The organism is Hymenobacter segetis (assembly GCF_054776495.1).
The window spans coordinates 899,268-918,817 of sequence record NZ_BAAHBV010000002.1 but is presented as its reverse complement, the minus strand read 5'-3'; the positions used below and the strand labels follow the sequence as shown (position 1 = coordinate 918,817).

The 19,550-nt window shown below is 63.5% G+C and carries 18 protein-coding genes; 12 read left to right on the top strand and 6 right to left on the bottom strand.

What is annotated here, in order from left to right; genetic code table 11:
- Positions 1-51: 51 nt before the first annotated feature.
- The 3 genes from ACYU70_RS14410 to ACYU70_RS14400 all read right to left on the bottom strand — a co-directional run bounded on the left by ACYU70_RS14410 (position 52) and on the right by ACYU70_RS14400 (position 4,200).
- Positions 52-2,436, bottom strand: coding sequence for a GumC family protein (locus ACYU70_RS14410; RefSeq protein WP_460616030.1), 2,385 nt, complete (start codon positions 2,434-2,436; stop codon positions 52-54).
- Between the two features lie 54 nt (positions 2,437-2,490).
- Entirely contained in the window at positions 2,491-3,279 is a 789-nt protein-coding gene (locus ACYU70_RS14405; RefSeq protein ID WP_342297593.1) for a polysaccharide biosynthesis/export family protein, read from the bottom strand.
- A gap of 324 nt (positions 3,280-3,603) precedes the next feature.
- On the bottom strand, positions 3,604-4,200 hold the full coding sequence (locus tag ACYU70_RS14400) for an FMN-dependent NADH-azoreductase (protein WP_342297592.1): 597 nt from the start codon (positions 4,198-4,200) through the stop codon (positions 3,604-3,606).
- Positions 4,201-4,423: 223 nt separating this feature from the next.
- Here ACYU70_RS14400 and ACYU70_RS14395 point away from each other — a divergent pair, with 223 nt between their 5' ends.
- Positions 4,424-4,786, top strand: coding sequence for a winged helix-turn-helix transcriptional regulator (locus ACYU70_RS14395; RefSeq protein ID WP_342297590.1), 363 nt, complete (start codon positions 4,424-4,426; stop codon positions 4,784-4,786).
- Between the two features lie 37 nt (positions 4,787-4,823).
- On the top strand, positions 4,824-5,249 hold the full coding sequence (locus ACYU70_RS14390; protein WP_342297588.1) for a hypothetical protein: 426 nt from the start codon (positions 4,824-4,826) through the stop codon (positions 5,247-5,249).
- A 6-nt stretch (positions 5,250-5,255) separates the two neighbouring features.
- Here ACYU70_RS14390 and ACYU70_RS14385 read toward each other — a convergent pair whose 3' ends face one another.
- Positions 5,256-5,747, bottom strand: a complete 492-nt coding sequence (locus ACYU70_RS14385) for a carboxypeptidase-like regulatory domain-containing protein (RefSeq protein WP_342297586.1) — start codon at positions 5,745-5,747, stop codon at positions 5,256-5,258.
- 245 nt (positions 5,748-5,992) lie between these two features.
- Between ACYU70_RS14385 and ACYU70_RS14380 the strand changes: the two genes are divergently transcribed.
- From ACYU70_RS14380 to ACYU70_RS14365, 4 genes are all read left to right on the top strand, one after another.
- Positions 5,993-7,483: a pectate lyase family protein gene (locus ACYU70_RS14380; RefSeq protein ID WP_342297584.1), complete on the top strand. Its 1,491-nt coding sequence runs from the start codon at positions 5,993-5,995 to the stop codon at positions 7,481-7,483.
- Positions 7,484-7,781: 298 nt separating this feature from the next.
- Entirely contained in the window at positions 7,782-8,726 is a 945-nt protein-coding gene (locus tag ACYU70_RS14375) for an alpha/beta fold hydrolase (protein ID WP_342297582.1), read from the top strand.
- Between the two features lie 85 nt (positions 8,727-8,811).
- Complete coding sequence (locus tag ACYU70_RS14370) at positions 8,812-9,936, top strand: sensor histidine kinase (RefSeq protein ID WP_342297579.1); 1,125 nt, start codon at positions 8,812-8,814, stop codon at positions 9,934-9,936.
- Complete coding sequence (locus ACYU70_RS14365; protein ID WP_342297576.1) at positions 9,933-10,679, top strand: LytR/AlgR family response regulator transcription factor; 747 nt, start codon at positions 9,933-9,935, stop codon at positions 10,677-10,679. The genes ACYU70_RS14370 and ACYU70_RS14365 overlap by 4 nt, the downstream gene beginning before the upstream one ends.
- A gap of 132 nt (positions 10,680-10,811) precedes the next feature.
- Here ACYU70_RS14365 and ACYU70_RS14360 read toward each other — a convergent pair whose 3' ends face one another.
- Entirely contained in the window at positions 10,812-11,168 is a 357-nt protein-coding gene (locus ACYU70_RS14360) for a glyoxalase superfamily protein (RefSeq protein ID WP_342297574.1), read from the bottom strand.
- Between the two features lie 150 nt (positions 11,169-11,318).
- Between ACYU70_RS14360 and ACYU70_RS14355 the strand changes: the two genes are divergently transcribed.
- Both ACYU70_RS14355 and ACYU70_RS14350 read left to right on the top strand, forming a co-directional pair.
- Positions 11,319-12,815 (top strand): amidase, encoded by a 1,497-nt coding sequence (locus tag ACYU70_RS14355; protein ID WP_342297573.1) that lies wholly within the window; start codon positions 11,319-11,321, stop codon positions 12,813-12,815.
- A 62-nt stretch (positions 12,816-12,877) separates the two neighbouring features.
- Positions 12,878-13,888, top strand: a complete 1,011-nt coding sequence (locus tag ACYU70_RS14350; protein WP_342297571.1) for a DUF1259 domain-containing protein — start codon at positions 12,878-12,880, stop codon at positions 13,886-13,888.
- Positions 13,889-14,026: 138 nt separating this feature from the next.
- Here the strand turns inward: ACYU70_RS14350 and ACYU70_RS14345 are convergent, their stop codons facing one another.
- On the bottom strand, positions 14,027-14,836 hold the full coding sequence (locus tag ACYU70_RS14345; RefSeq protein ID WP_342297569.1) for a S1/P1 nuclease: 810 nt from the start codon (positions 14,834-14,836) through the stop codon (positions 14,027-14,029).
- A 188-nt stretch (positions 14,837-15,024) separates the two neighbouring features.
- Here ACYU70_RS14345 and ACYU70_RS14340 point away from each other — a divergent pair, with 188 nt between their 5' ends.
- From ACYU70_RS14340 to ACYU70_RS14325, 4 genes are all read left to right on the top strand, one after another.
- Positions 15,025-15,462 (top strand): hypothetical protein, encoded by a 438-nt coding sequence (locus ACYU70_RS14340; RefSeq protein WP_342297568.1) that lies wholly within the window; start codon positions 15,025-15,027, stop codon positions 15,460-15,462.
- A gap of 38 nt (positions 15,463-15,500) precedes the next feature.
- Positions 15,501-16,487, top strand: a complete 987-nt coding sequence (locus ACYU70_RS14335) for a glycoside hydrolase family 43 protein (protein ID WP_342297567.1) — start codon at positions 15,501-15,503, stop codon at positions 16,485-16,487.
- A gap of 122 nt (positions 16,488-16,609) precedes the next feature.
- On the top strand, positions 16,610-17,362 hold the full coding sequence (locus ACYU70_RS14330) for a hypothetical protein (RefSeq protein ID WP_342297566.1): 753 nt from the start codon (positions 16,610-16,612) through the stop codon (positions 17,360-17,362).
- A gap of 58 nt (positions 17,363-17,420) precedes the next feature.
- On the top strand, positions 17,421-19,544 hold the full coding sequence (locus ACYU70_RS14325) for a T9SS type A sorting domain-containing protein (protein ID WP_342297565.1): 2,124 nt from the start codon (positions 17,421-17,423) through the stop codon (positions 19,542-19,544).
- The last annotated feature ends 6 nt before the right edge of the window (positions 19,545-19,550 follow it).

The following is a 19,550-nucleotide window of genomic DNA, read 5'->3' as shown; positions in this document are numbered from 1 at the left end:
GCGCTCAGCATGACGGTCGGAAGTATGACGTTCTATTTCGTTCACCGCACCTCAATACCCATAAGCATAAGCCTTCTGCTTATACCGGTACTCGTAGTTGCGGCTGAAGTGCATGTCATTGATAATCATGTATAACTGCTTGATGCGCTGCGACTGGTGCAGCTCATTAATCTGGTTCACCAGGCTGCGCTCGGTGTAGTTGTGGCGCACCACGTAGATGTTGGCGTCGAGGAAGCGCACCAGCACGAAGTATTCGGCCACGAAGCCCACCGGCGGGGTGTCGAGCACCACGTAGTCGTACTCGGCGCGGAGTTGGGTGATGAGCTCGGCCATGCGCGGGCGCTCCAGCAGCTCGGTGGGGTTGGCCGGTATCTGGCCGCAGGTTATCACGTCGAGGTGGGGCACGCCGCTGGGGCGGCAGGCCTCTTCCAGGGTGCTTTCCTCGCGCAGGTAGCTGGCCAGGCCGTGAGCGGGTACGGGGTCGAGGTCGAAGTAGCCGGCCACGGTGGGGCGGCGCAGGTCGGTTTCCACCAGCATCACACGGCGGCCGGCCATGGCCAGCTCGGTGGCAATATTCACCGCGCAGAAGGTTTTGCCCTCGCCCGGAATCGATGATGTGACGCCCAGCACCTTCTTATCCAGCCCCGCCGCCAGGTACTGCAGATTCACCCGAATGGAGCGAAACGACTCCGCAATCGGCCCCTTGGGGTCCTGCAGCATGTTCACTTTGTCCTGCTTCGAGCCGTGCGCCACCACGCCTAGCAGCGGAATGCTCGTGACTTCAGCCAAGTCCTCGCGGCCCTGAATGCGGCGGTTGGCCTTGTCGAGCAGCAGCACGAGGCCGGTAGGCAGCAACACGCCCGCCAGCGCGGCCATCAGCCAGGCCAGCATGGGTTTCGGCGACTCCGGCCCGGCGCTGGTTTGCTGCGCGGGGTCGATGATTTTCTTGTCCGTCGCATTGGTAGCCAGCGCGATGGCGGCCTCGTTGCGCTTGTCCACCAGGAAGTTGTAGTTCTTCTCATTAAAGTCGCTGGTGCTTTTCAGCGAGGTCAATTGCCGCTCGCTTTCGGGCATCTGGCTCATCTGGCCGCGTATCTGGCCCAGCTGGCTGTCGAGGTCGCGCAGGGCAATGTCGTTGGCCTGGCTCATGTTGGCCAGCGTCTGAATCAGGGATTCCTTGGTGTTGCGGATGCGGCCGTCGAGCACCGTCAGGAGCGGATTTTCGCCGCTGGCGGTGGCGCTCAGCTCGGCCCGCTTCTCGTTCAGGTTGCTCAGCTGCATAATCAGGCTATTGAGCACGGGGTCCTCAATGCCCGCGCTGCTGGGAGAGGCCACCTGGCTGGCGTTGCGGTTGGCGCGCAGGTAGCCCAGCATGTTCTGGTAGTATTTGCGGCGGGTGGCCACCTGGGCCCGTTCGGCTTCGAGCCCGCTCATGCGCTGAATACCGGTGCTCGACTGCGCGGCCACGTCCAGCACCCCGCGTGTGGCCCGGAAGGTGGCTAGCGCCTCGGCCGACTGCCGCCGCTGGCCCGAGAGCTTGTCAATTTCCTGGTTCAGAAACGCCAGCGTTTTGCGGCCGGTCTGGTCCTTCTCGCGCAGGTCTTCGGCGATATACTGCGCCATCAGCGTATCCAAAAACTGCGTTCCTTTAGCCGGAACCGTGTTTTTGATGGTCAGCTCGATGATGCGCGATTCGTGGTCGATGGGCCGCACGGCCAGGCTGCCCTGGTACTGGCCGGCCGCGCCGTTCAGGTCATTCAGCACGAAGTAATAAGCCGCCGGCTCCTGGCCAAAAACCATGCTCGGGTCCTTCTGAATAACGGCCGTGAGCAGGCGCGAGCGCACGGTGTCGCCCCAGGCGGCGGTCTGGTCCACGTTCACATCGGATATATCAGAAATCCGCTCGCTGGTGGGCAGGCTGAACAGGCCGCCTTTCTTAGCCGTGGCGCGCAGCCGAAAGCGGCCCGGCCCGGCCGGCTCCACATAAATAGGCACGCCCGTTAGCTGCGGTGCCTGCAAATCGACCCACACCCGAAACGGCACCGCACCAGCCGCCCGCTCGCGCACCTTCAGCGGCCGCAGCTTGTTCAGCCAGGTGGTGGGCTGGGCGTAGTAGCTCACCGCGTAGGGCAGCCGGGCCACGGCCTGCCGCACAAACTCGGCCGAGGTGAGCACGCCCACTTCGTCCTCCATTTTTGGGCCTTTCTCATGCACCTGCAGCAGCTGGAGCAGCTCCTGCGCCTGTTTCGAGCCGGTGCCCTGGTCGCCAAGCAGCATGGTGGAGCGGAAGGCGTACACCGGCGCCTTCACCTGCAGATACAGGTAGGCGCAGCTGCCCGCCAGCACCAGCGCCAGCACAAACAGCGGCCAGCGGGTGCGCAGCTTAAAAAACAGCGCGTGCAAATCAATCTCATCAGGAGCGGGCCGGGTTTCCATAGTCAGAAGCAGAAATAGGGTGGGGCGAGTCACCAGGCGCAGGGCCGGGCCGGCTTAGTTCGCCTTTATAAAGCTCAGGAGCAAGATGATAGTCGATAAGCCGCCGAATACCAACCCGAGGTTGTTGGCGTTGCCGCGGCTGGTGCGGGCCTTCAGCGGCTCCACATACAGGGCATCGTTGGGCAGCAGGTAGTAGTATTTCGAGCGCAGCAGGTTGGGGTCGGTGAGGTCCAGCAGCACCACTTCCGAGCCCTTGGGTGTCTGCCGAATCAGCTTGATGTTGGTGCGGTTGCCGAATTCGCCCACGTCGCCGGCCAGGCCCAGCGCCTCCAGCACCGTGGCCTGCGAGTTGTACACGAAGTAGCGCCCGGGCGACCGAACTTCACCTAAAATGGTGAGCTTGAAGCTGGTGAGTTTCACCAGTACGTTGGATTCGCGCATGAAGCGGCTTACTTCCTTTTGAATGAGCTGCTGGGTTTCCTCCACCGTGAGGCCGGCCACTTTCAGCCGGCCCGCCGTGGGCAGGTTGATGCTGCCGGTGTCATCGACGGAATAGCCGGAGGCAAAAATGTTGCCCGGGTCGCCGCTCTGAATGTTCTGCCCGCTGGTCACGCTAAACAGGTCGTTCAGGGCCGGCTGCACGCTCTGCACCCGGATGCTGAGCACGTCGCCGGGCTGCAGCCGGTACACCTGCCGCTCATTCTCCACTTGCACCGCCGCCCGGGTCGAGTAGTCCTTCCCTTGCAGGTACGGCAGCTGCTGCTGCGACACGCACGAGCCCAGCAAAGCCCCCGCCACCAGCAACCCTAAAACCCACGCGCGGAAGTAAACCAATGAGCTCATAGACTGGCCGTAGCGAGGCGCTGGCCCGGTGCCGAACCAGCACCTTCGTGCGCCGGATTCAGGCATCGTTTCCCGCCTCGGGTAATGGAGAATAAGAGCTAATTTAATGAATTATTCGATATATAGTATAAATTATTTATTTTTCTGTATTAATCAATTTTTAATGGCGGTTTAATCTTGCCATAAACCAATGAATTTGCCCATGAATAACATCGCCCTGCAGCGGCCTGAACGCAAAAGTCCCGGCCGCTGCTCCGGCCAATGGGAGCAGCGGCCGGGACCAGCTGATTAACCGAACGCGCACGTAGCGCGGCAGTCCTAACCTTATACCACCACGCTATCGATGCCTTTTTGCAGCGCAGTAGCTTGTAAATCTGGTATTTTGAGTCCTTCGGCCCGGGCCACGGTTACATCGGTCAGGCCCAGGAAACCAAGCATAAAGCTGAGATAGGGCGAGGCAAAATCATAGGCCTGCATTGGGCCTTCGGAGTAGATACCGCCGCTGGCCACCGCCAGGTACACCTTCTTGCCCGTTATCAGCCCCTCCGGGCCGGTGGCGGTGTAGCGGAACGTGACGCCCGCCCGCGTGAGGTGGTCGAGCCACGCCTTGAGCGACGAGGAAATGCTGAAGTTGTAGAACGGCACCCCAATCACGAGGGCATCGGCCGCCATCACTTCCGCAATGGCCTCATCGGAGTGGCGCACGGCTTCCTGCTGCGCGGCCGAGCGGCTTTCGGCCGGCGTGAAGTAGGCTTGCAGGTGCGCTTCCTCAAGGTGTGGAAACGGATGGGTGGCCACGTCGCGCACCACCACGGTGCTGCCGGGATGCGCGGCCAGCAGCTTGTCGATAATGCCTTGGCTGAGGCGGGTGCTGATGGATTCGGCCCCGCGGGCGCTGGAAATGATTTGCAGAATCTGCATAAAAAAGGGGGAAATGAGGTGATGAGCGGCGCGCTAATCCCCGTGGCCCACCGGCCAAAGGCGACTGCCCGCTCCCTGAGTAGCCAAGCTGTTGTTTGGTACTCTGATTACCTCAAGTAATCAGTCGGGCATTTGTTAGTAACTTGCTTCAACTACAGATTACGTCGCGGTAGCTTGATTACCGGCAGGTAATCAGCTCCATTCGCCCTTTTCTTGAATTCCCATGACCGTACCCAACGACCATTCCCAATGCGCCCCGACGATGGAGGCCCTGCGCCACGCCCTGCTGGTCGTGAATGGCAAGTGGAAGCTCCAGATTATTGTGGCGCTGCTGTCCGGTGCCCGGCATTTTCGTGGATTGGAGCGCAGCGTGCCGGGCATTTCCACCAAAGTGCTGGCCAAGGAGCTGAAGGATTTGGAAGCCCATCAGTTCATCACCCGCACGGTCTACCCCGGCCCGCCGGTGGTGGTGGACTACCAGCTATTGCCCTACGCCCATTCGCTCGACCCCGTGATTGAGGTCCTGAGGGCATGGGGACTGCAGCATCAGCAGCGTCTGGAAGCGGCTGGTGCGGTGGCGGTTTAGTCAATCCCGTTCTTAAAAAATAGCCAGCTCGCCGCCCATGTCCCCAACCCACGACTACCTGCAATACCAGTTTCGGCCCGACCTCCAGGTGCTGGTAGGCCGCTGGCTGCGCCAACCCACCGATGACGAACTCCACGCCGGCTACTACCACCTGCTCGATGCGGCCGATGCTTGCGGGGCTCGCCTCTGGCTGATTGATGGTCGCCGCCGCGCTCACGCCAACCAGCAAAACACCGGCTGGATGATGGACGAATTCATGCCCCAGCTGCCCCAGCGCCTGGGAGGGGCGGTATTCATGGCCTATCTATTCATGCCCACGCATTTGTACGAGCTGGAGCACGACGCCACAGTGCCGCCGCTCACGTACTTCGACGGTCGTCAGTACCACGTGCAGCGCTTCACCGAAGAACTCAATGCCATGCAGTGGCTGCAAGCCTGCGCCGCCGCCCAGGGCCAGCCCTGAGGCCGCTTATTTCAGGTTGGTATTGCGGTTGTTGAGGCGCACGACCTGGCCAGCGCGCTTGCCGCTGCGCTTGATGCGGGCACCTTCGGCCTGCTCCAGCACCAACCGTGGCAGCGTGCAGTCGGTGAGGGCAATTTCCTGGGGCGTGTAGCCTGCCGCGCCCACCACCAGCGTCTGGCCCTGGTACACGGGGTCGGTGAGGCGGAATTTGCCTTCCGAATCGGTCACGTACACGTCGTGGGTGCCTTTGATGAGGAGCGTTGCGCCAATCAGCGGGCGGCCGTTGGGCTCATAAATAACGCCGGCAAGAGGCGCGCACGCCAGGCGCATAGCCGACCGGGCCGAGCTGCTGGCGGCGGGCCGCGACGACATGGCAATACGGTCCTGCGCATTGCCGGACGGCGATAAGGTACTCGTGCTGGCGCTTTGGGCGGCGGCAATCTGGCTGCTTCCTATGGCAAGAAGGGTGACTGCGACGGCGAGGAAATATGGGCGCATGGGCAAAGTGGTAAAGGACGAGGGCAGGAAGTTATGTGAAGATATTGTCTAATAATTAAATTATAACAATAATGACAACAATTTTTATCGGAATGATGCTTTTTTTGATTTCGAACGCCTGTTTAAAAAGAGCTTCTGAGGCACTCAGCCCAATCAACTGGCGCGGTTTTTACTTAGTTTCAAAAAGCGAGGTTTCACACCCCATTCACGCAGTAGGGCTTAAGTTGTTGCCTTAATCAGCCAGTATGCTCCATTTTTCTAAACGTTCTTTTTCCCGTCTGCGCCCGGCGCGGATGATTTATTTGCTGGGCTTAAGCCTGTTGCTGCTGCCAGCGACGAGCCGGGCGCAGGGCCTGGTGGCCTTTCCGGGGGCCGAGGGCGCGGGGCGCTTCACCACTGGCGGGCGGGGCACGGCGGCGGTGCCCACCACGGTGCTCGAAGTCACGAACCTGCTTGATGATAATAAACCAGGCTGCCTGCGCTACGCACTGATGCTGAACGCGGCCAAAGCTCCGGCCCGCACCATCGTGTTTCGGGTGTCGGGCACCATTCACCTGGTTTCGCCGCTATTCATTAATAAGCCGAATACCACCATTGCAGGCCAGACGGCTCCCGGCGACGGCATTTGCCTGGCAGATTATCCGGTATCGGTGAAGGCGAACAATGTGATTGTGCGCTTTATCCGCTTCCGGATGGGCGATAAGAACCAGAACGGTGGTTTTGTGGACGGCGCGGGCGGTGATGATGCCTTCGGTGGCACCCGCAACAACCACCTCATTGTGGACCATTGCTCGATGAGTTGGAGCACCGACGAGGGCCTGAGCGTGTACGAGGGCGACAGCACCACCCTGCAATGGAACCTCATCGCGGAGCCGCTGAACTACTCCTACCACTACGAAAAGGGCGATACCGACTTTGAGCGCCACGGTTTCGGAGGCATTTGGGGCGGGCAGCATTCGTCGTTTCACCACAACCTGTTTGCGCACTGCAAAAACCGCACGCCGCGCTTCAATGGCAGCCGCTACACGCACCCGGCGGGCTTCGAGAATGCCGATTTCAGCAACAACGTGATTTATGACTGGGGCGAAAACAACGTGTATGCCGGCGAGGGCGGCAACTACAACGTGGTGAACAACTACTACAAGCCCGGCCCCAGCACCAACCCCAAAGTGCAGGCCCAGGTGCTGAACCCGTACAAAATCGACAAGGAAAAAGGCCGCCTGCCCTACGGCAAGTTCTACCTGACCGGCAACTACGTGGACGGCGCGTCCGCCGTGACGGCCCGCAACTGGCGCGGTGTGGTGATGAACGGCGGCATCGCCGCCGACACCGCCCAATCGAAAGTGACAACCCCCTTCGACCTTGGCCCGCTGGCCCTGCAAACGGCCCCCGCCGCCTACGAGGCCGTGCTGAACGGCGCGGGCGCCATCTGTCCGCAACGCGACACGCTCGACCAGCGCATTGTGCGGGAGGTGCGCACCCGTACCGGCACCCTCATCGATGTGCAGGGGCACTACCCGCACGGCACGCCTTACAGCATTTCCCAAAAAGCCTGGCCGGTGCTGAAATCCACCGCCGCACCCCTCGATACCGACCACGACGGGATGCCCGATGCGTGGGAAAAGGCCAATGGGCTCAACCCGAAAGACGCGGCCGACCGGGGCCTGCGCGCTACGGATGGCTACACCAATCTGGAAAGCTATTTGAACAGTCTGGTGGGGATGGGAGGGAAGTAGAACAGGAGCCAGGGATAATTGAGAACGGTCATGCTGAGCGCAGTCGAAGCATCTCTACCGTGAGAGAAGCATCTCTACCGTGAGAGTAAATCCAATTGAAAGGATTACTACTGCGGTAGAGATGCTTCGACTGCGCTCAGCATGACCGTTCAGTTTTAAGTCAGTGCCCCGTTTCCGTTCAGCCGCCCTTCCGCCCGTTCAGCGGGCCGGGATACCGTTCGCTTAAATTCCGTTTCGGCCGCTGAAACGGGCCGGTAAGTTTGGGTCATTCAATCACCCATCACCCCACACTTACCCGATGAAAACTTCTGCTTTCGCCCGCCGCCTGTCCTTGTCGCTGTTGCTGCTGAGCGCGGCGGGTTCTGCTTTCGCTACGAATCCGGCCGCCGTGCCCGCCGCAAAAGTTGTGGCCGATAACCCCGCCGCGCATCCCACGTTCACGGTGCGGGTGGTGGGCAAGGGCCAGCCCATGCTGCTGATTCCCGGCCTGAACTGCACCGGCGCGGTGTGGGACGAAACCGTGGCTCATTACCAATCGCAGTACCAGTGCCACGTTATTTCGTTGGCGGGTTTCGGCGGCACGGCCCCGGCGGCCGTGACCGACCCGCTGCTACCCGCCGTGCGCGACCAGCTCCTGGCCTACATCAAAACGCAGAAGCTGAGCAAGCCCACCTTGGTGGGCCACAGCCTGGGCGGCTTCATGGCGCTGGCTTTGAGCGCGGCCCAGCCCGACGCCATCGGCCCGCTCGTGATTGTGGATTCGCTGCCCTACATGGCCGCCATCCAGAACCCGGCCGCTACCGTGGAAACCGTGCGGCCCATGGCCGACAAGATGCGCCAGCAGATGAAGCAGGGCCACATGCCCGCCGCCGCCCAGCGCCAGATGGTGGCCGGCATGGCCACCGACACCGCCCGCCAAACCCTGATTGCCCGCTGGGGCATGGTCTCGGACCCCGCCACCACCGCCCAGGCCATGTACGATATGTACACCATCGACCTGCGCAACGACATCAGCCGCATCAAGCAGCCGGTGCTGGTGCTGGGGGCCTGGGCCGCCTACGCGCAGTACGGCTCGACGAAGGAAAGCACCCGGGCCATCTTCGCGCAGCAATACGCCAAGCTGCCGCAGACACGCATTGAGATGTCGGAAGCCGGCCGTCACTTCCTGATGTATGACGACACGGTGTGGTTCCTGGCCCAGGCCGATGCATTTCTGAAGCAGCCGGCCGTGGCTAAGAAATAACTGTCAACCGCCCGGATGGTAGCATCCGGGCGGTTATGCGCCGCCGCTACTCCTGTAACTTGCCGTTTGTTAGTACCACTATTTTATGCCCCGCTCTTCCGCCCGCCCCCGTTTGTACTGGATTCTACAGCTTGGCGGCTGGGGAGCGTATGGCGTGCTGGGCGGGGTGCTGGCAGCGGTTTTTGGCAAATTCAAGCCGATAATCATTCCCATTGAAATCATCGTGGCGGGCTCGTTGGTGCTGGGCAGCCACCTGCTGCGGCTGTACCTGCGCCGCCACGGCTGGACGCGCCTGCCGCTGGCAGCCCTGCTGCCCCGGTTGCTGCTGGGCAACCTCCTGGTATCGGTAGGCAGCATGGCCCTCACCGGGGTACTCGTCACGCTGCTATTCTGGCTGGTGGAGCCGACCAGTCAGGACGGGAAGGGCTTTCCGTGGCTGCAATACGTGGGCTACACGGCCAACTCGTTTTTCTCCATGCTGCTGTGGTCGGCGGCTTATTTCAGCCTGCATTATTTCGACAACCTGCGGCAGGCCGAAATCGAGAAATGGAAGCTGACCGCCGCCGTGCGCGACGCTGAGATGCGCACCCTCAAGGCCCAGATTAACCCGCACTTCCTCTTCAACGGCCTCAACAACATCCGCGCCCTCGTGCTGGAGAACCCAGTGCGCGCCCGCGAGATGATGACGCACCTTTCCGACCTGCTGCGCTATTCCCTCCAGCTCAATACCCGCGAGCAGGTGCCGCTGGCCCGTGAGCTCGAAATCGTGGCCCACTACCTCACCCTCGAAACCCTGCAGCTGGAAGAGCGCCTGACCTACACCCTCGACGTTGCCCCCGCCACCCTGGAGGTACTGCTGCCGCCCATGACGCTGCAATTGCTGGTCGAAAACGCCATCAAGCACGGCATCGCGCCCCGGCCGGGCGGGGGCGATATCCAGATTTCGGCCCAACTGGAACGGTCCGGGCAGGTGCTCATCACGGTGCGTAACCCCGGCCGCTACCAGCCCAACCCTGCCGGGCACGGCCCCGCCGCCCTCGACCACACCGGCATCGGCCTGCCCAACGCCCACGAGCGCCTCCAGTTGCTCTTTGGCCCCACGGCCAGCCTCGTCATTGGCGATGATGCCCGACAGGCCGATACCGTGACGGCCGAGCTACGCCTGCCCTTATTGGTCACTGCGCCCACTCTTTCCCTCGCTTCCGAATGAACGTTCTTATCGTTGACGACTCGCGCCTGGCGCGCACCGAGCTACGCCACCTGCTCCAGGCTTTCCCCGACGTGACCGTGGTAGGCGAGGCCCGCCACGCCGACGAGGCCCGCGCCCAAATTCAGGCCCTGCGGCCCGATTTGCTGCTGCTCGACGTGCAGATGCCCGGCCAGACCGGCTTCGAGTTGCTGGCCTCGCTGGATGCGGCCCCGCACGTCATCTTCACCACGGCCTACGACGAATACGCCCTGCAAGCCTTCGCCGTAAATGCCCTCGACTACCTGCTGAAACCCGTGCAGGAAGCCCGCCTGGCCGCCGCCTTGGCCAAGGCCCGCGCCCGCCGCACTGCCCCGGCACTGGTTGAAGTCGCCGCCGCCGGCCCGCCCGAGGAGGCCCCGCAGGCCCCCCTCACGGCCCAGGACCAGGTGTTTGTGAAGGACGGCGAGCGGTGCTGGTTCGTGAAGCTGGCCGACATCAAGCTCTTCGAAATCAACGGCAGCTACACCCGCATTCACTTCGAAAACCACCAGCCGCTCATCCCGCGCACCTTGCAGCAGCTCGAAGCCCGCCTCGACCCCAAAGTGTTTTTCCGCGTCAATCGCCAGCAAATCATCAACCTCAAATGGATTGCTGGCATCGAGCCCTGGTTCAGCAACACGCTGAAACTAACGCTGCGCGGCGGCGGCGAAGTGGAAGTATCGCGGCAGCAGTCGGTGCGGTTTCGAGAGCTGCTGAGCCTCTAGCCCGTGTTAGCCCGCGAGTGGGCCATGTCGACCTGCATTTGGGACCATCTAACCTATCCGTGATGCCATCCAACCCCCGCTTGGGCCATACCAACCCATGTTGGGGACAGGCGAGCCGGCCATTCCGGCCCCTTAGGAGCAGATTTCGGCGAACACCAGGCTGTTGCCGAATGGGTCGGTCACTTCTATCTGCATCACTTTGTCGCTCCAGGTGGTTTTTTGCAGGGCCGGGCTCGGGAAGGCCGAATCCCTTTTCGTGAGCAGGTGATGGTAGGCAATCAGGCCGTTGATTTCGGCAATGGCCTTGGACCCGGCACCGCTTTCCTGGGGATGGTTGGTAAGGTGCAGCACAATGCCGCCGCGCGACACCTGCATGTACAGCGGCTCCCGTTCCGACCGGTCTTCCCAATCAATCCGGAACCCCAGCCAGTCGATGTAAAAATCGAGGGCTTGCTGGTAATCAGAAATCCGAAAAATGGGTGTGACCATTGGGAGAAGTAACTGAACCGTGCGTGTTGGTTTTGTGCTGATATTTCGTGGAAATATAACTCAAAATAGCCAATATTCCGCGCTGCGGTCTGACATACGCCCACCGCGTCCTTTTCAGATTGCCCGGCCGGTCCCGCCTACATTTAGCCCATGATTTCTCCCGCCGAATACGACCGGCTCGATGGCCTGGCCCAGGCCGCCCTCGTGCGCACCGGCCAGCTCACGCCCGCCGAGCTGTGCGCCGCCGCCATCGCCCGCGCCGAAGCCGTGAACCCGCAAATCAACGCCGTGGTGCACCCGCTCTACGAGCCGGCCCGGGCGCGAGCCGCCGCCGGGCTGCCGGCCGGCCCATTCGGCGGCGTGCCGTTTCTGCTCAAGGACTTCGGGGCGCAGTACGCCGGGGCACCGCACACCTCGGGCAGCCGGGCACTGCGCAATTTCGTGCCGAAAGAAGATGCCGAGCTGGTGCGCCGCTGGCAGGCCGCCGGCCTGAATATTCTGGGCAAAACCAACACCCCCGAGTTTGCCCTGATGGGCGTGACCGAGCCCCTGCTGCACGGCCCTGCCCGCAACCCCTGGCACCTGGGCCACACGCCCGGCGGCAGCAGTGGCGGGGCAGCGGCGGCCGTGGCGGCGGGCATCACGCCCGTGGCCGGCGCGGGCGATGGGGGCGGCTCCATCCGGATTCCGGCGGCGTGCTGCGGCCTATTTGGGCTGAAACCGAGCCGGGGCCGCGTGCCCACCGGCCCCGAGCAGGGCGAAAAGTGGCAGGGCGCGGCCGTGGAGCACGTCCTCAGCCGCTCGGTGCGCGACAGCGCCGCGATGCTCGACGCCACGCAGGGGCCGGATGCGGGCGCGCCCTACTTCCTGCCCAACCCCGCCCGGCCGTACCTGGAGGAGGTAGGCCGGGAGCCCGGCCGTCTGCGCATCGCCTTCAGCCTGGGCCACCCGCTGGGCAGCGCCCTGCACCCGGAGTGCGCCACGGCGGTGCTGGAAGCGGCCAAGTTGCTCGAAAGCCTGGGCCACGACGTGGCCGAAGTGCCGCTGCCCTTTGATGGCCGGGCCGTATCCACGGCCTTTCTGATGCTGTATTTTGGCGAAACCGGGGCTAGCATCGCGGCGCTGGCCCGGCACCTGGGCCGCCCCGCCCGGCCCGGTGATGTGGAGCCAACCACCTGGCTGCTGGGCCTGCTGGGCCGCACCTACACCGCCGCCGACTTCGCCGCCGCCCGCCAAACCTGGAACGACCACGCCCGCGCCTTCGGCCGCTTTCATCAGACCTACGACCTGCTGCTCACGCCCACCCTAGCCACGCCGCCCGTGTGCATTGGCGAGCTGCAACCCAGGCCCTTGGAGCAAAAGCTGCTGAAGCTGGTGAACACCTTCGGCCTCGGCGGCCTCATCCGCCGCTCCGGCATCGTGGAGAAGCTGGCTGAGCAAAGCCTCGAAAAAACGCCCTACACCCAGGTGGCCAACCTCACGGGCCAGCCCGCCATGTCGGTGCCCCTGCACTGGACGGCTGCCGGCCTGCCCTGCGGCGTGCAGTTCATCGCGAGGCTGGGAGCCGAGGACGTGCTGTTTCGGCTGGCCGGGCAGCTGGAGCAAGCTCGGCCGTGGTTTGATAAGCGGCCGGCGCTGGTGGGGTAGGCAGAAAGATAATACCCTAAAAAGCACTATCTTTTCTTCGGTCAACCTTAACACCGCGCGCCATGAATCATACGGCTGTTTCTCGTCGCGAAGCCCTGCGGGCCGCCGCTTTGCTGGGCACCACTGCGTTGCTGAGCGGCTCCGATGCCCTGGCCGCACCGGTGACCACTGCGCCGCCCGCTGGCAAAACGCCCGCCCTGAGCCCCGCCGACCAGGCGGCTATCGATGCGGCGCTGGGTGAAAAAGGGGCTTACAACGAGTCCCAGGCCACGCACCTCATTGGCTTGCCGCGCAATGATTTGAAGGTCACAATCAAGGGCGCGGCGGTGCCGATTTCCTTCGGCTTTGGCGGTTGGGTGGCCATCAAGCACACGCTGGATGGCAAAGCCGCCATGCTGATGAGCGATACCGTGCTGCTGCAGGAAGAAGTAAACCCGTTGATTTCGGCCGCGCTGGCCAATGGGCTGGAAATCGCAGCCATTCACAACCACTTCTTTTACGAAGAGCCACGCGTGTTCTACATGCACATCATGGGCATGGGCGCGCCCGCCGAGTTGGCCCGCAAGTTCGCGGCCACGCTCAAAGACTCGAAGCTGCTGCCGGCCAACCAGCCGCCGGCTTCCGCGCCGGCCGCCGGGGTGCCCACCGGCAAAGACCTGTTCGACCTGCCCGCCCTCGATGCCATCGTGAAGTACCCCGGCGTGGTGAACGGCCCCACTTGCAAATACACGGTGGGCCGCGCCGATGTGCAGTCGGTGATGATGAATACGGAAATGACGGCCGCCATTGGCCTGAATTCCTGGGCGGCGTTTGCGGGCCGGCAGGACGACGCGCACATTGCCGGCGACATTGCCATGCTGGAGCACGAAGTCAATCCGGTCATCAAAACCCTGCGGGCCCATAACCTGGAGGTGGTGGCCGTGCACAACCACATGCTGGGCGACACGCCGCGCATGATGTTTCTGCACTACTACGGCCGCGGGCCTGCTGCTGAGTTGGCTCGCGGCTTCCGCGCCGCGCTCGACCAGTTGGGCCAGGCTAGCCCCAAAGCCATGCCGGGCATGAAGCACTAATGCCTTGAGGGCGCACCTAAGTGTTGGGCGGCTGTTCAGCCCAATACATCAGGTTGCTCTAAAACAGAAGAAGCCCCGGCTGCTCACGCGGCCGGGGCTTCTTCTGTTTCGGGCTGCCCGCGCAGGGCGGGTTGGCTACTACTTATCAAACGTCTCGTTCAGCACCCCGGCCAGGCGGATGCCGGCTTTCAGCACCTGCTGCTCCACGGTGGGGCCGAAGGTGGGGTAGAAGTGCCAGTCGAACTTGGTGGGCGGGGTGGCCGCGCTGGCGTAGATGGGCGTGCAGAGCTGGTACGACTCGAAGAGCCAGGTCGTCATATCGTCCTTCTGCCACTGCTTGATTTGGGCGGGCGTGGCGTGGTCGTAGGCCGTGGCCATTTCGCTGTAGGTGAAGCCGGGGTACTCAATCAGGGCCGTGTCCCACACGCTGTGCAGGTTGGTGTCTTCCTTGGCACGCCAGTTCACCATGATGCTGTTGCCGCCTTTATCTTCGGCGTGGCCTACGTGCAGGGGCTGGTGCACGTCGCCCACCAGATGAATCACGAATTTGAGGGCCACGAGCTTTTCGTCGGCGGTTTTCTTGGGGTCTTTCAGGTCGCGGCGGGCTTGGAGCAGGGCGGTGTAGGCGTTGGTGGGCGCGGCCGGGGCCAGGGTAGCCGGGTCGTTCAACTGCTTCACGAAGGCGGCGAAATCGAGCCCGGTCACCACGTTGAGGTAGTGCCAGGGCGCCGTATCCTTAAACTGCGGGTCGGCGCGGAGCTCATCGGCCCAGGTGCTCACCAGCGGCATGGTTTGGGTGCCCAGAATGCGGGCTACTTCGCGCTTGGCGGTGGCGGAAAGGTGGTTTTCGGCAATTTTGGCCACGGCCCGGTGGCCCATCACGCCCCAGGCCAGCAGGCTAAACGGGGCACACAACAAAGCCAGCAGGGCAACACTTTTTTTGAACATCAGCAAAGAGGGTGGGAGTGAGGGCGAGAGCAAGCGGTTTCCCGGACTTTCGGGCAACTTCCGGCGCAAGCAGAACCACAAAGCTAGCGCCCGGCCGCAGCAGATAGATGCGCGGCCCGCAAAGTATTTGCGCCCCGGCATCGGGCGGCAAAATTCGTGGCTGGGGAGGGTTTCCTGTCGTTATTTGAATGCGCCAAACGCCCTTGCCCGCCCTGTCTCTGAATCTGCCCTTGCAAACCGTTGTCGATTCTCCCAGTCTGTTCATCGGCCGCGACGAGCCGAACCGCTGGCTCTACGTGGACCTGCGCGGCCCCTACGACGGTCCCCTGGCCCTGGCCGCCTGCGAGCAGATGCTGGCCAGCCTGCGACAGTGGCCCTGCCAGAAAATCCTGACCGACGGCACCAACGTCCTCGCCGTGCACATGCCGCGCACCCAATGGGGCGGCCGGTGGCTACAGGAAATGCAGGCCGCAGGCCTGCGCTACTTCGCCTGGGTACTGCCCCTCAGCCTGCAAGCCCGCCACGCCACTGAGGAGCGGGTATATCCCATCAGCAACCCCTTGGTGGGCACTTTCGATGATATTGCCTCGGCCTGCCTGTGGCTACAGCAGCAGCGAGAACGGTAGGCCGCCGCGTATACTGCCCCGCCACCCACTCGCCGCCCATGTTCACCAACCCCGTCATCGACGACAATTTTCCGGACCCCACCATCATCCGAGCCCCAGATGACTGGTACTACGCCTACGGTACCCAAACCAAGCGTGCCGGCATCATCATCAACCTGCAAATAGCCCGTTCCCGCGATTTGGTGGCCTGGGAATACCTCGGCGAAGGCCTGCCCGCCAAGCCCGACTGGGCGCTGCTGAGCCAGAAAATCTGGGCCCCGCACGTTAGCGAGCACGGCGGGCGCTACTACCTCTACTATTCCACCCGGCCCGATGGAGCCAATTATTTCAGCCTCGCCGTGGCCGTGGCCGATGCGCCCGCTGGCCCGTTCGTGGACATTGGCCATGCCATGCTGCCCGGCCCGGGCTTCACCTGCATCGACCCCATGGCGTTCGATGACCCCGCTACCGGCCGCCGGCTGCTGTACTGGGGCTCGGGTTTCGGCCCCATCTGGGTGCGCGAGCTGGCCGACGACCGCCTGAATTTCGCCCCCGGCAGCGAGGCCGTGGCCGTGCTGCACCCCAGCGTTTCCCACGACCCCGCCGACTACCACCGCCTCATCGAAGGGGCCTGGGTGCACCAACGGAACGGCTGGTACTACCTGTTTTTTTCGGGCGATAACTGCTGCGGCCCCCGCGCCCACTACGCCGTGCTGGTAGCCCGCGCCCGCCACGCCACCGGGCCATTCGAAAGCTACGCCGCCGCCACCGCCAACCCCCATGCCGCCCTGCTCGCCGCCAATGCCCACTGGCATGCCCCCGGCCACAACTGCGTGGTGACCGATGCCGCCGGCCAGGACTGGCTGGCCTGCCACGCCATCGACCCCCGCCAGCCCACCTTCGATGCCATCGACGATTCCGAAGGCTACTCGCGCCGCGTGCTCATCCTGGCCCGGCTGGAATATGATGCCAACGGCTGGCCCGTGGTGGCCAACAATTCGCCCGAATGGCAGCCCCAGCCCGCGCCCGCTGGCCTAGCCGGCTGATTAAACGACCTGCGCCTTAAACGACCTGCGCCGCGCTTTGTCTCTGTGGGCGGCCGGCTACATAAATAACTCATGCCAGGGCCTTAGCTTTAGCCCGATTGCCTCAACTCTACTGTTTTGCTATGACGCGTTATCTCGGGGCGGGCTTGCTGGCCGCCTTGCTGCTGGGTGCCCGGGCCGGGGCCGCCCAAAGCCGGCCCGCCGCCGATTCGGCCGGCGAGGTGGCGGGGCCGCCGTGCCCGGCGGCCGTGGCCCCGCGCCGCCGGGTGGGCTTCGTGATTTCGCTCGATAACCGCGAGTCTTTCGTGCAGTCGTCGGCCGTGCACATCATCGGGGCCAATGCCGGCGTGGTGCTGCCCGGCCGGCGCTGGCGGCTGGGCCTGGGCGGCTACACCCTCAGCCGCGACTATACTGCCCTCTACATCTATCAGTATAAAAACGGCAAGCGCACCAAAAAGGCCCCCGATACCCTCACGCCCCAGCTCGACCTTACCTACTTCACGCCCAACGTGAGCTACGTTTTCTTCCAGCGGCCCTGGCTCGAAATCAGCCTGCCGCTGGAAGTGGGCCTGGGCCGCAGCCACTACACCGTGACCGACCAAACCGGCCGCACCACCACCGACAGCCGGGGCCTGTTCGTGCCCGTCGAGGCGGGCCTTGCCGTCCTGGTCAAACCTTTTCGCTGGGTGGGGGTGAGTGGCAGCGTGGGCTACCGCAAATCGGTATTTGAGATTGATTACAAAGATGATTTCGACGGCATGTACTTCAGCTACCGGCTCAACGTGTTCGTCGGCGTCATTTGGCGCGACCTGCGCCAGTACCACCAAAACCGCCGGCTGGCCCGCGAGCTGGCCCAGGCCCAACGCGGGCGCTAAGGCCTCCTTCGTTCCGGTTTTCCGTATCTTGGGTGGCCCTCGCTCTTCCTTCTTGCTTATGTCGTTTTCGCTACTGATTAACCGTGTTAGAAGCCGCAAATGGGCGGGCGTATTGGGAGTGCTGGTATTAGCAGCCATCCCGGCCGTCGCTCAGGCCCAGGCCCCCGCCGAAACGCGCTGCCTGATGCTGCCCCTGGAGCCCGCTAGCCGCGCCCGGCAGTCGGACCTGGTGGTCGAAGCGCAGGTACTCGATGCCCGCAGCTTCTGGGATGCCGACCACCGGCACCTCTTCACCCGGCACCGCCTGCGGGTATTTTCCCTGCTGAAAGGCCAGGTGGCCGACACCACCGGCCTCACCGTCCTCACCGAAGGCGGCCGCCTTGGCCTCGACCAGCAAATTCTCACCAACACCCTGCAGCTCACGCCCGGCCAGCAGGGCGTTTTCTTCCTGAAAGCCGCACCGTGGCCGGGACTGCCAGTGGTCGGCCCCGCCGCTTACACCCCCGTAGGCAGCGAGCAGGGCTTCATCCAATTCAACCCCATCGAGGGCACGGCCACCGAGCCATTCCGCGTTTACAAAGGGCTGGATTCGGGCTTTTATCAGGAAATAACTGCCTTCACGGGGCAGGCGCGCCAGGTATTGCAGGCCAACCCTGCCTTGGCCAAAACGGCCACGCCCGTGCGGCGCGGCACGGCGGCCCCCACCATCGCCGGGTTTTCGCCCGTGAGCCTCACGGCCGGCACCGGCGCGGTGCTCACCATCACCGGCGACGGCTTTGGCAGCACCCGGGGCAGTGGCTTTGTCGAGTTTCGGAACGCCGACGATGGCGGCTCGACCCGCGTGAAAGTCCGCGACGACGATTATATCAGCTGGACCAATAACCGAATCCAGGTGCGGGTGCCCTCCACGGCCAATGGCGGCAGCCCGGTGAGCAACGGCCACCCCGCCGGCTCCGGCCCCGTGCGCGTCACCACTTCCGACCAGCTCACTGTGGAAAGCAGCACGCCCGTCACCATCGTCTACGCCCTCACCAACGTGGAAAGCACCGACGGCAAGCTCCTCCAGCGCCCCAACCACATTGCCCTGAATGCCACCGGCGGCATCACCTTCCGCTTCGGCCCCAATTTCACGGCCTCGCCCGCCGCGGCCTGGCAGCGGGCGCTGGCCACCTGGCGCTGCCAGACTGGCATGAACTGGGAAACAGGCTCCGCCAACGCCACCAATACCATTGCCGAAGACGGCCAGAACGTCGTCGCTTTCGACCAAGGGGCCGAGCTGCCCGCCCGCGTGCTGGGCCGCACCACCAGCTACTACAAAGGCTGCTACGCCTCCAACGGCGAGGTGGTATTCTGGGTGAAGGAAATCGACATGCAGTTCGATGATGGGTCAGCCTTTCAGTTCGGGCCAGCCCTTGCCAGCTCCAGTCAGATTGATTTCGAGTCGGTGGCCGTGCACGAGCTGGGCCACGCCCAGCAGCTCAACCACCTCAACCTGCCCCGCGCGGTGATGCACTACGCGCTGAGTTTTGGCCAGAATACCCGGGCGCTGGACCCCCTCAGCGAAGTAGCCGGTGGCCGGCAGGTGCTGCGGGTGCGCAGCTTCCGCAACCTGGGCTGTAGCGGTCCGGCCCTGCTGCCCGCCCCGCTCACCGGCCTGAGCGCCCAGTATGCGGCCGGGACCGGGGCCACCCTCAACTGGACCACCCGCGACGAGTGCTTCCTGAGCCGCTTCGTGGTAGAGCGCAGCCTGAGCGGCGACACCACCGCGTGGGAGCAAATTGCCATCGTGGCCCCGCGTCCCCCCGCCAGTCAGTACCAGTACGTGGATGCCCAGCCGCCCGGTGGCCTGCGCTACTACCGCCTCCGCCTCCAGCGCCCCGATGGCTCGCTCGACAACCCCGCCCCCGTGGCCCTTAGCTCGGAGAGCGCCGGGGTCAGCATTTTTCCTAACCCGGTAACCGCTTCTCAACTGCGCCTCCAATACCCCGCTTCGGCTGATGGCACGGTGATTTTCTGGGTGTTCGACGCGCTGGGGCGCCGCATCCTGGCCACCGCCCTCAGCGTACCCACCGGCCTGAACGTGCTCAATTTAAACCTGCCCGACACGCGGCCCGGCCTGTACGTATTGCGCTGGCAGGACGCGCAGGGCCGCACCGGTAATCAGAAATTTATCCGGCTGTGAGCTGAT

Coding starts and splice junctions, on each gene's coding strand:
- ACYU70_RS14410 (WP_460616030.1), bottom strand. CDS start 2,436: ATGGAAACCCGGCCCGCTCCTGATGAGATTGATTTGCACGCGCTGTTT.
- ACYU70_RS14405 (WP_342297593.1), bottom strand. CDS start 3,279: ATGAGCTCATTGGTTTACTTCCGCGCGTGGGTTTTAGGGTTGCTGGTG.
- ACYU70_RS14400 (WP_342297592.1), bottom strand. CDS start 4,200: ATGCAGATTCTGCAAATCATTTCCAGCGCCCGCGGGGCCGAATCCATC.
- ACYU70_RS14395 (WP_342297590.1), top strand. CDS start 4,424: ATGACCGTACCCAACGACCATTCCCAATGCGCCCCGACGATGGAGGCC.
- ACYU70_RS14390 (WP_342297588.1), top strand. CDS start 4,824: ATGTCCCCAACCCACGACTACCTGCAATACCAGTTTCGGCCCGACCTC.
- ACYU70_RS14385 (WP_342297586.1), bottom strand. CDS start 5,747: ATGCGCCCATATTTCCTCGCCGTCGCAGTCACCCTTCTTGCCATAGGA.
- ACYU70_RS14380 (WP_342297584.1), top strand. CDS start 5,993: ATGCTCCATTTTTCTAAACGTTCTTTTTCCCGTCTGCGCCCGGCGCGG.
- ACYU70_RS14375 (WP_342297582.1), top strand. CDS start 7,782: ATGAAAACTTCTGCTTTCGCCCGCCGCCTGTCCTTGTCGCTGTTGCTG.
- ACYU70_RS14370 (WP_342297579.1), top strand. CDS start 8,812: ATGCCCCGCTCTTCCGCCCGCCCCCGTTTGTACTGGATTCTACAGCTT.
- ACYU70_RS14365 (WP_342297576.1), top strand. CDS start 9,933: ATGAACGTTCTTATCGTTGACGACTCGCGCCTGGCGCGCACCGAGCTA.
- ACYU70_RS14360 (WP_342297574.1), bottom strand. CDS start 11,168: ATGGTCACACCCATTTTTCGGATTTCTGATTACCAGCAAGCCCTCGAT.
- ACYU70_RS14355 (WP_342297573.1), top strand. CDS start 11,319: ATGATTTCTCCCGCCGAATACGACCGGCTCGATGGCCTGGCCCAGGCC.
- ACYU70_RS14350 (WP_342297571.1), top strand. CDS start 12,878: ATGAATCATACGGCTGTTTCTCGTCGCGAAGCCCTGCGGGCCGCCGCT.
- ACYU70_RS14345 (WP_342297569.1), bottom strand. CDS start 14,836: ATGTTCAAAAAAAGTGTTGCCCTGCTGGCTTTGTTGTGTGCCCCGTTT.
- ACYU70_RS14340 (WP_342297568.1), top strand. CDS start 15,025: ATGCGCCAAACGCCCTTGCCCGCCCTGTCTCTGAATCTGCCCTTGCAA.
- ACYU70_RS14335 (WP_342297567.1), top strand. CDS start 15,501: ATGTTCACCAACCCCGTCATCGACGACAATTTTCCGGACCCCACCATC.
- ACYU70_RS14330 (WP_342297566.1), top strand. CDS start 16,610: ATGACGCGTTATCTCGGGGCGGGCTTGCTGGCCGCCTTGCTGCTGGGT.
- ACYU70_RS14325 (WP_342297565.1), top strand. CDS start 17,421: ATGTCGTTTTCGCTACTGATTAACCGTGTTAGAAGCCGCAAATGGGCG.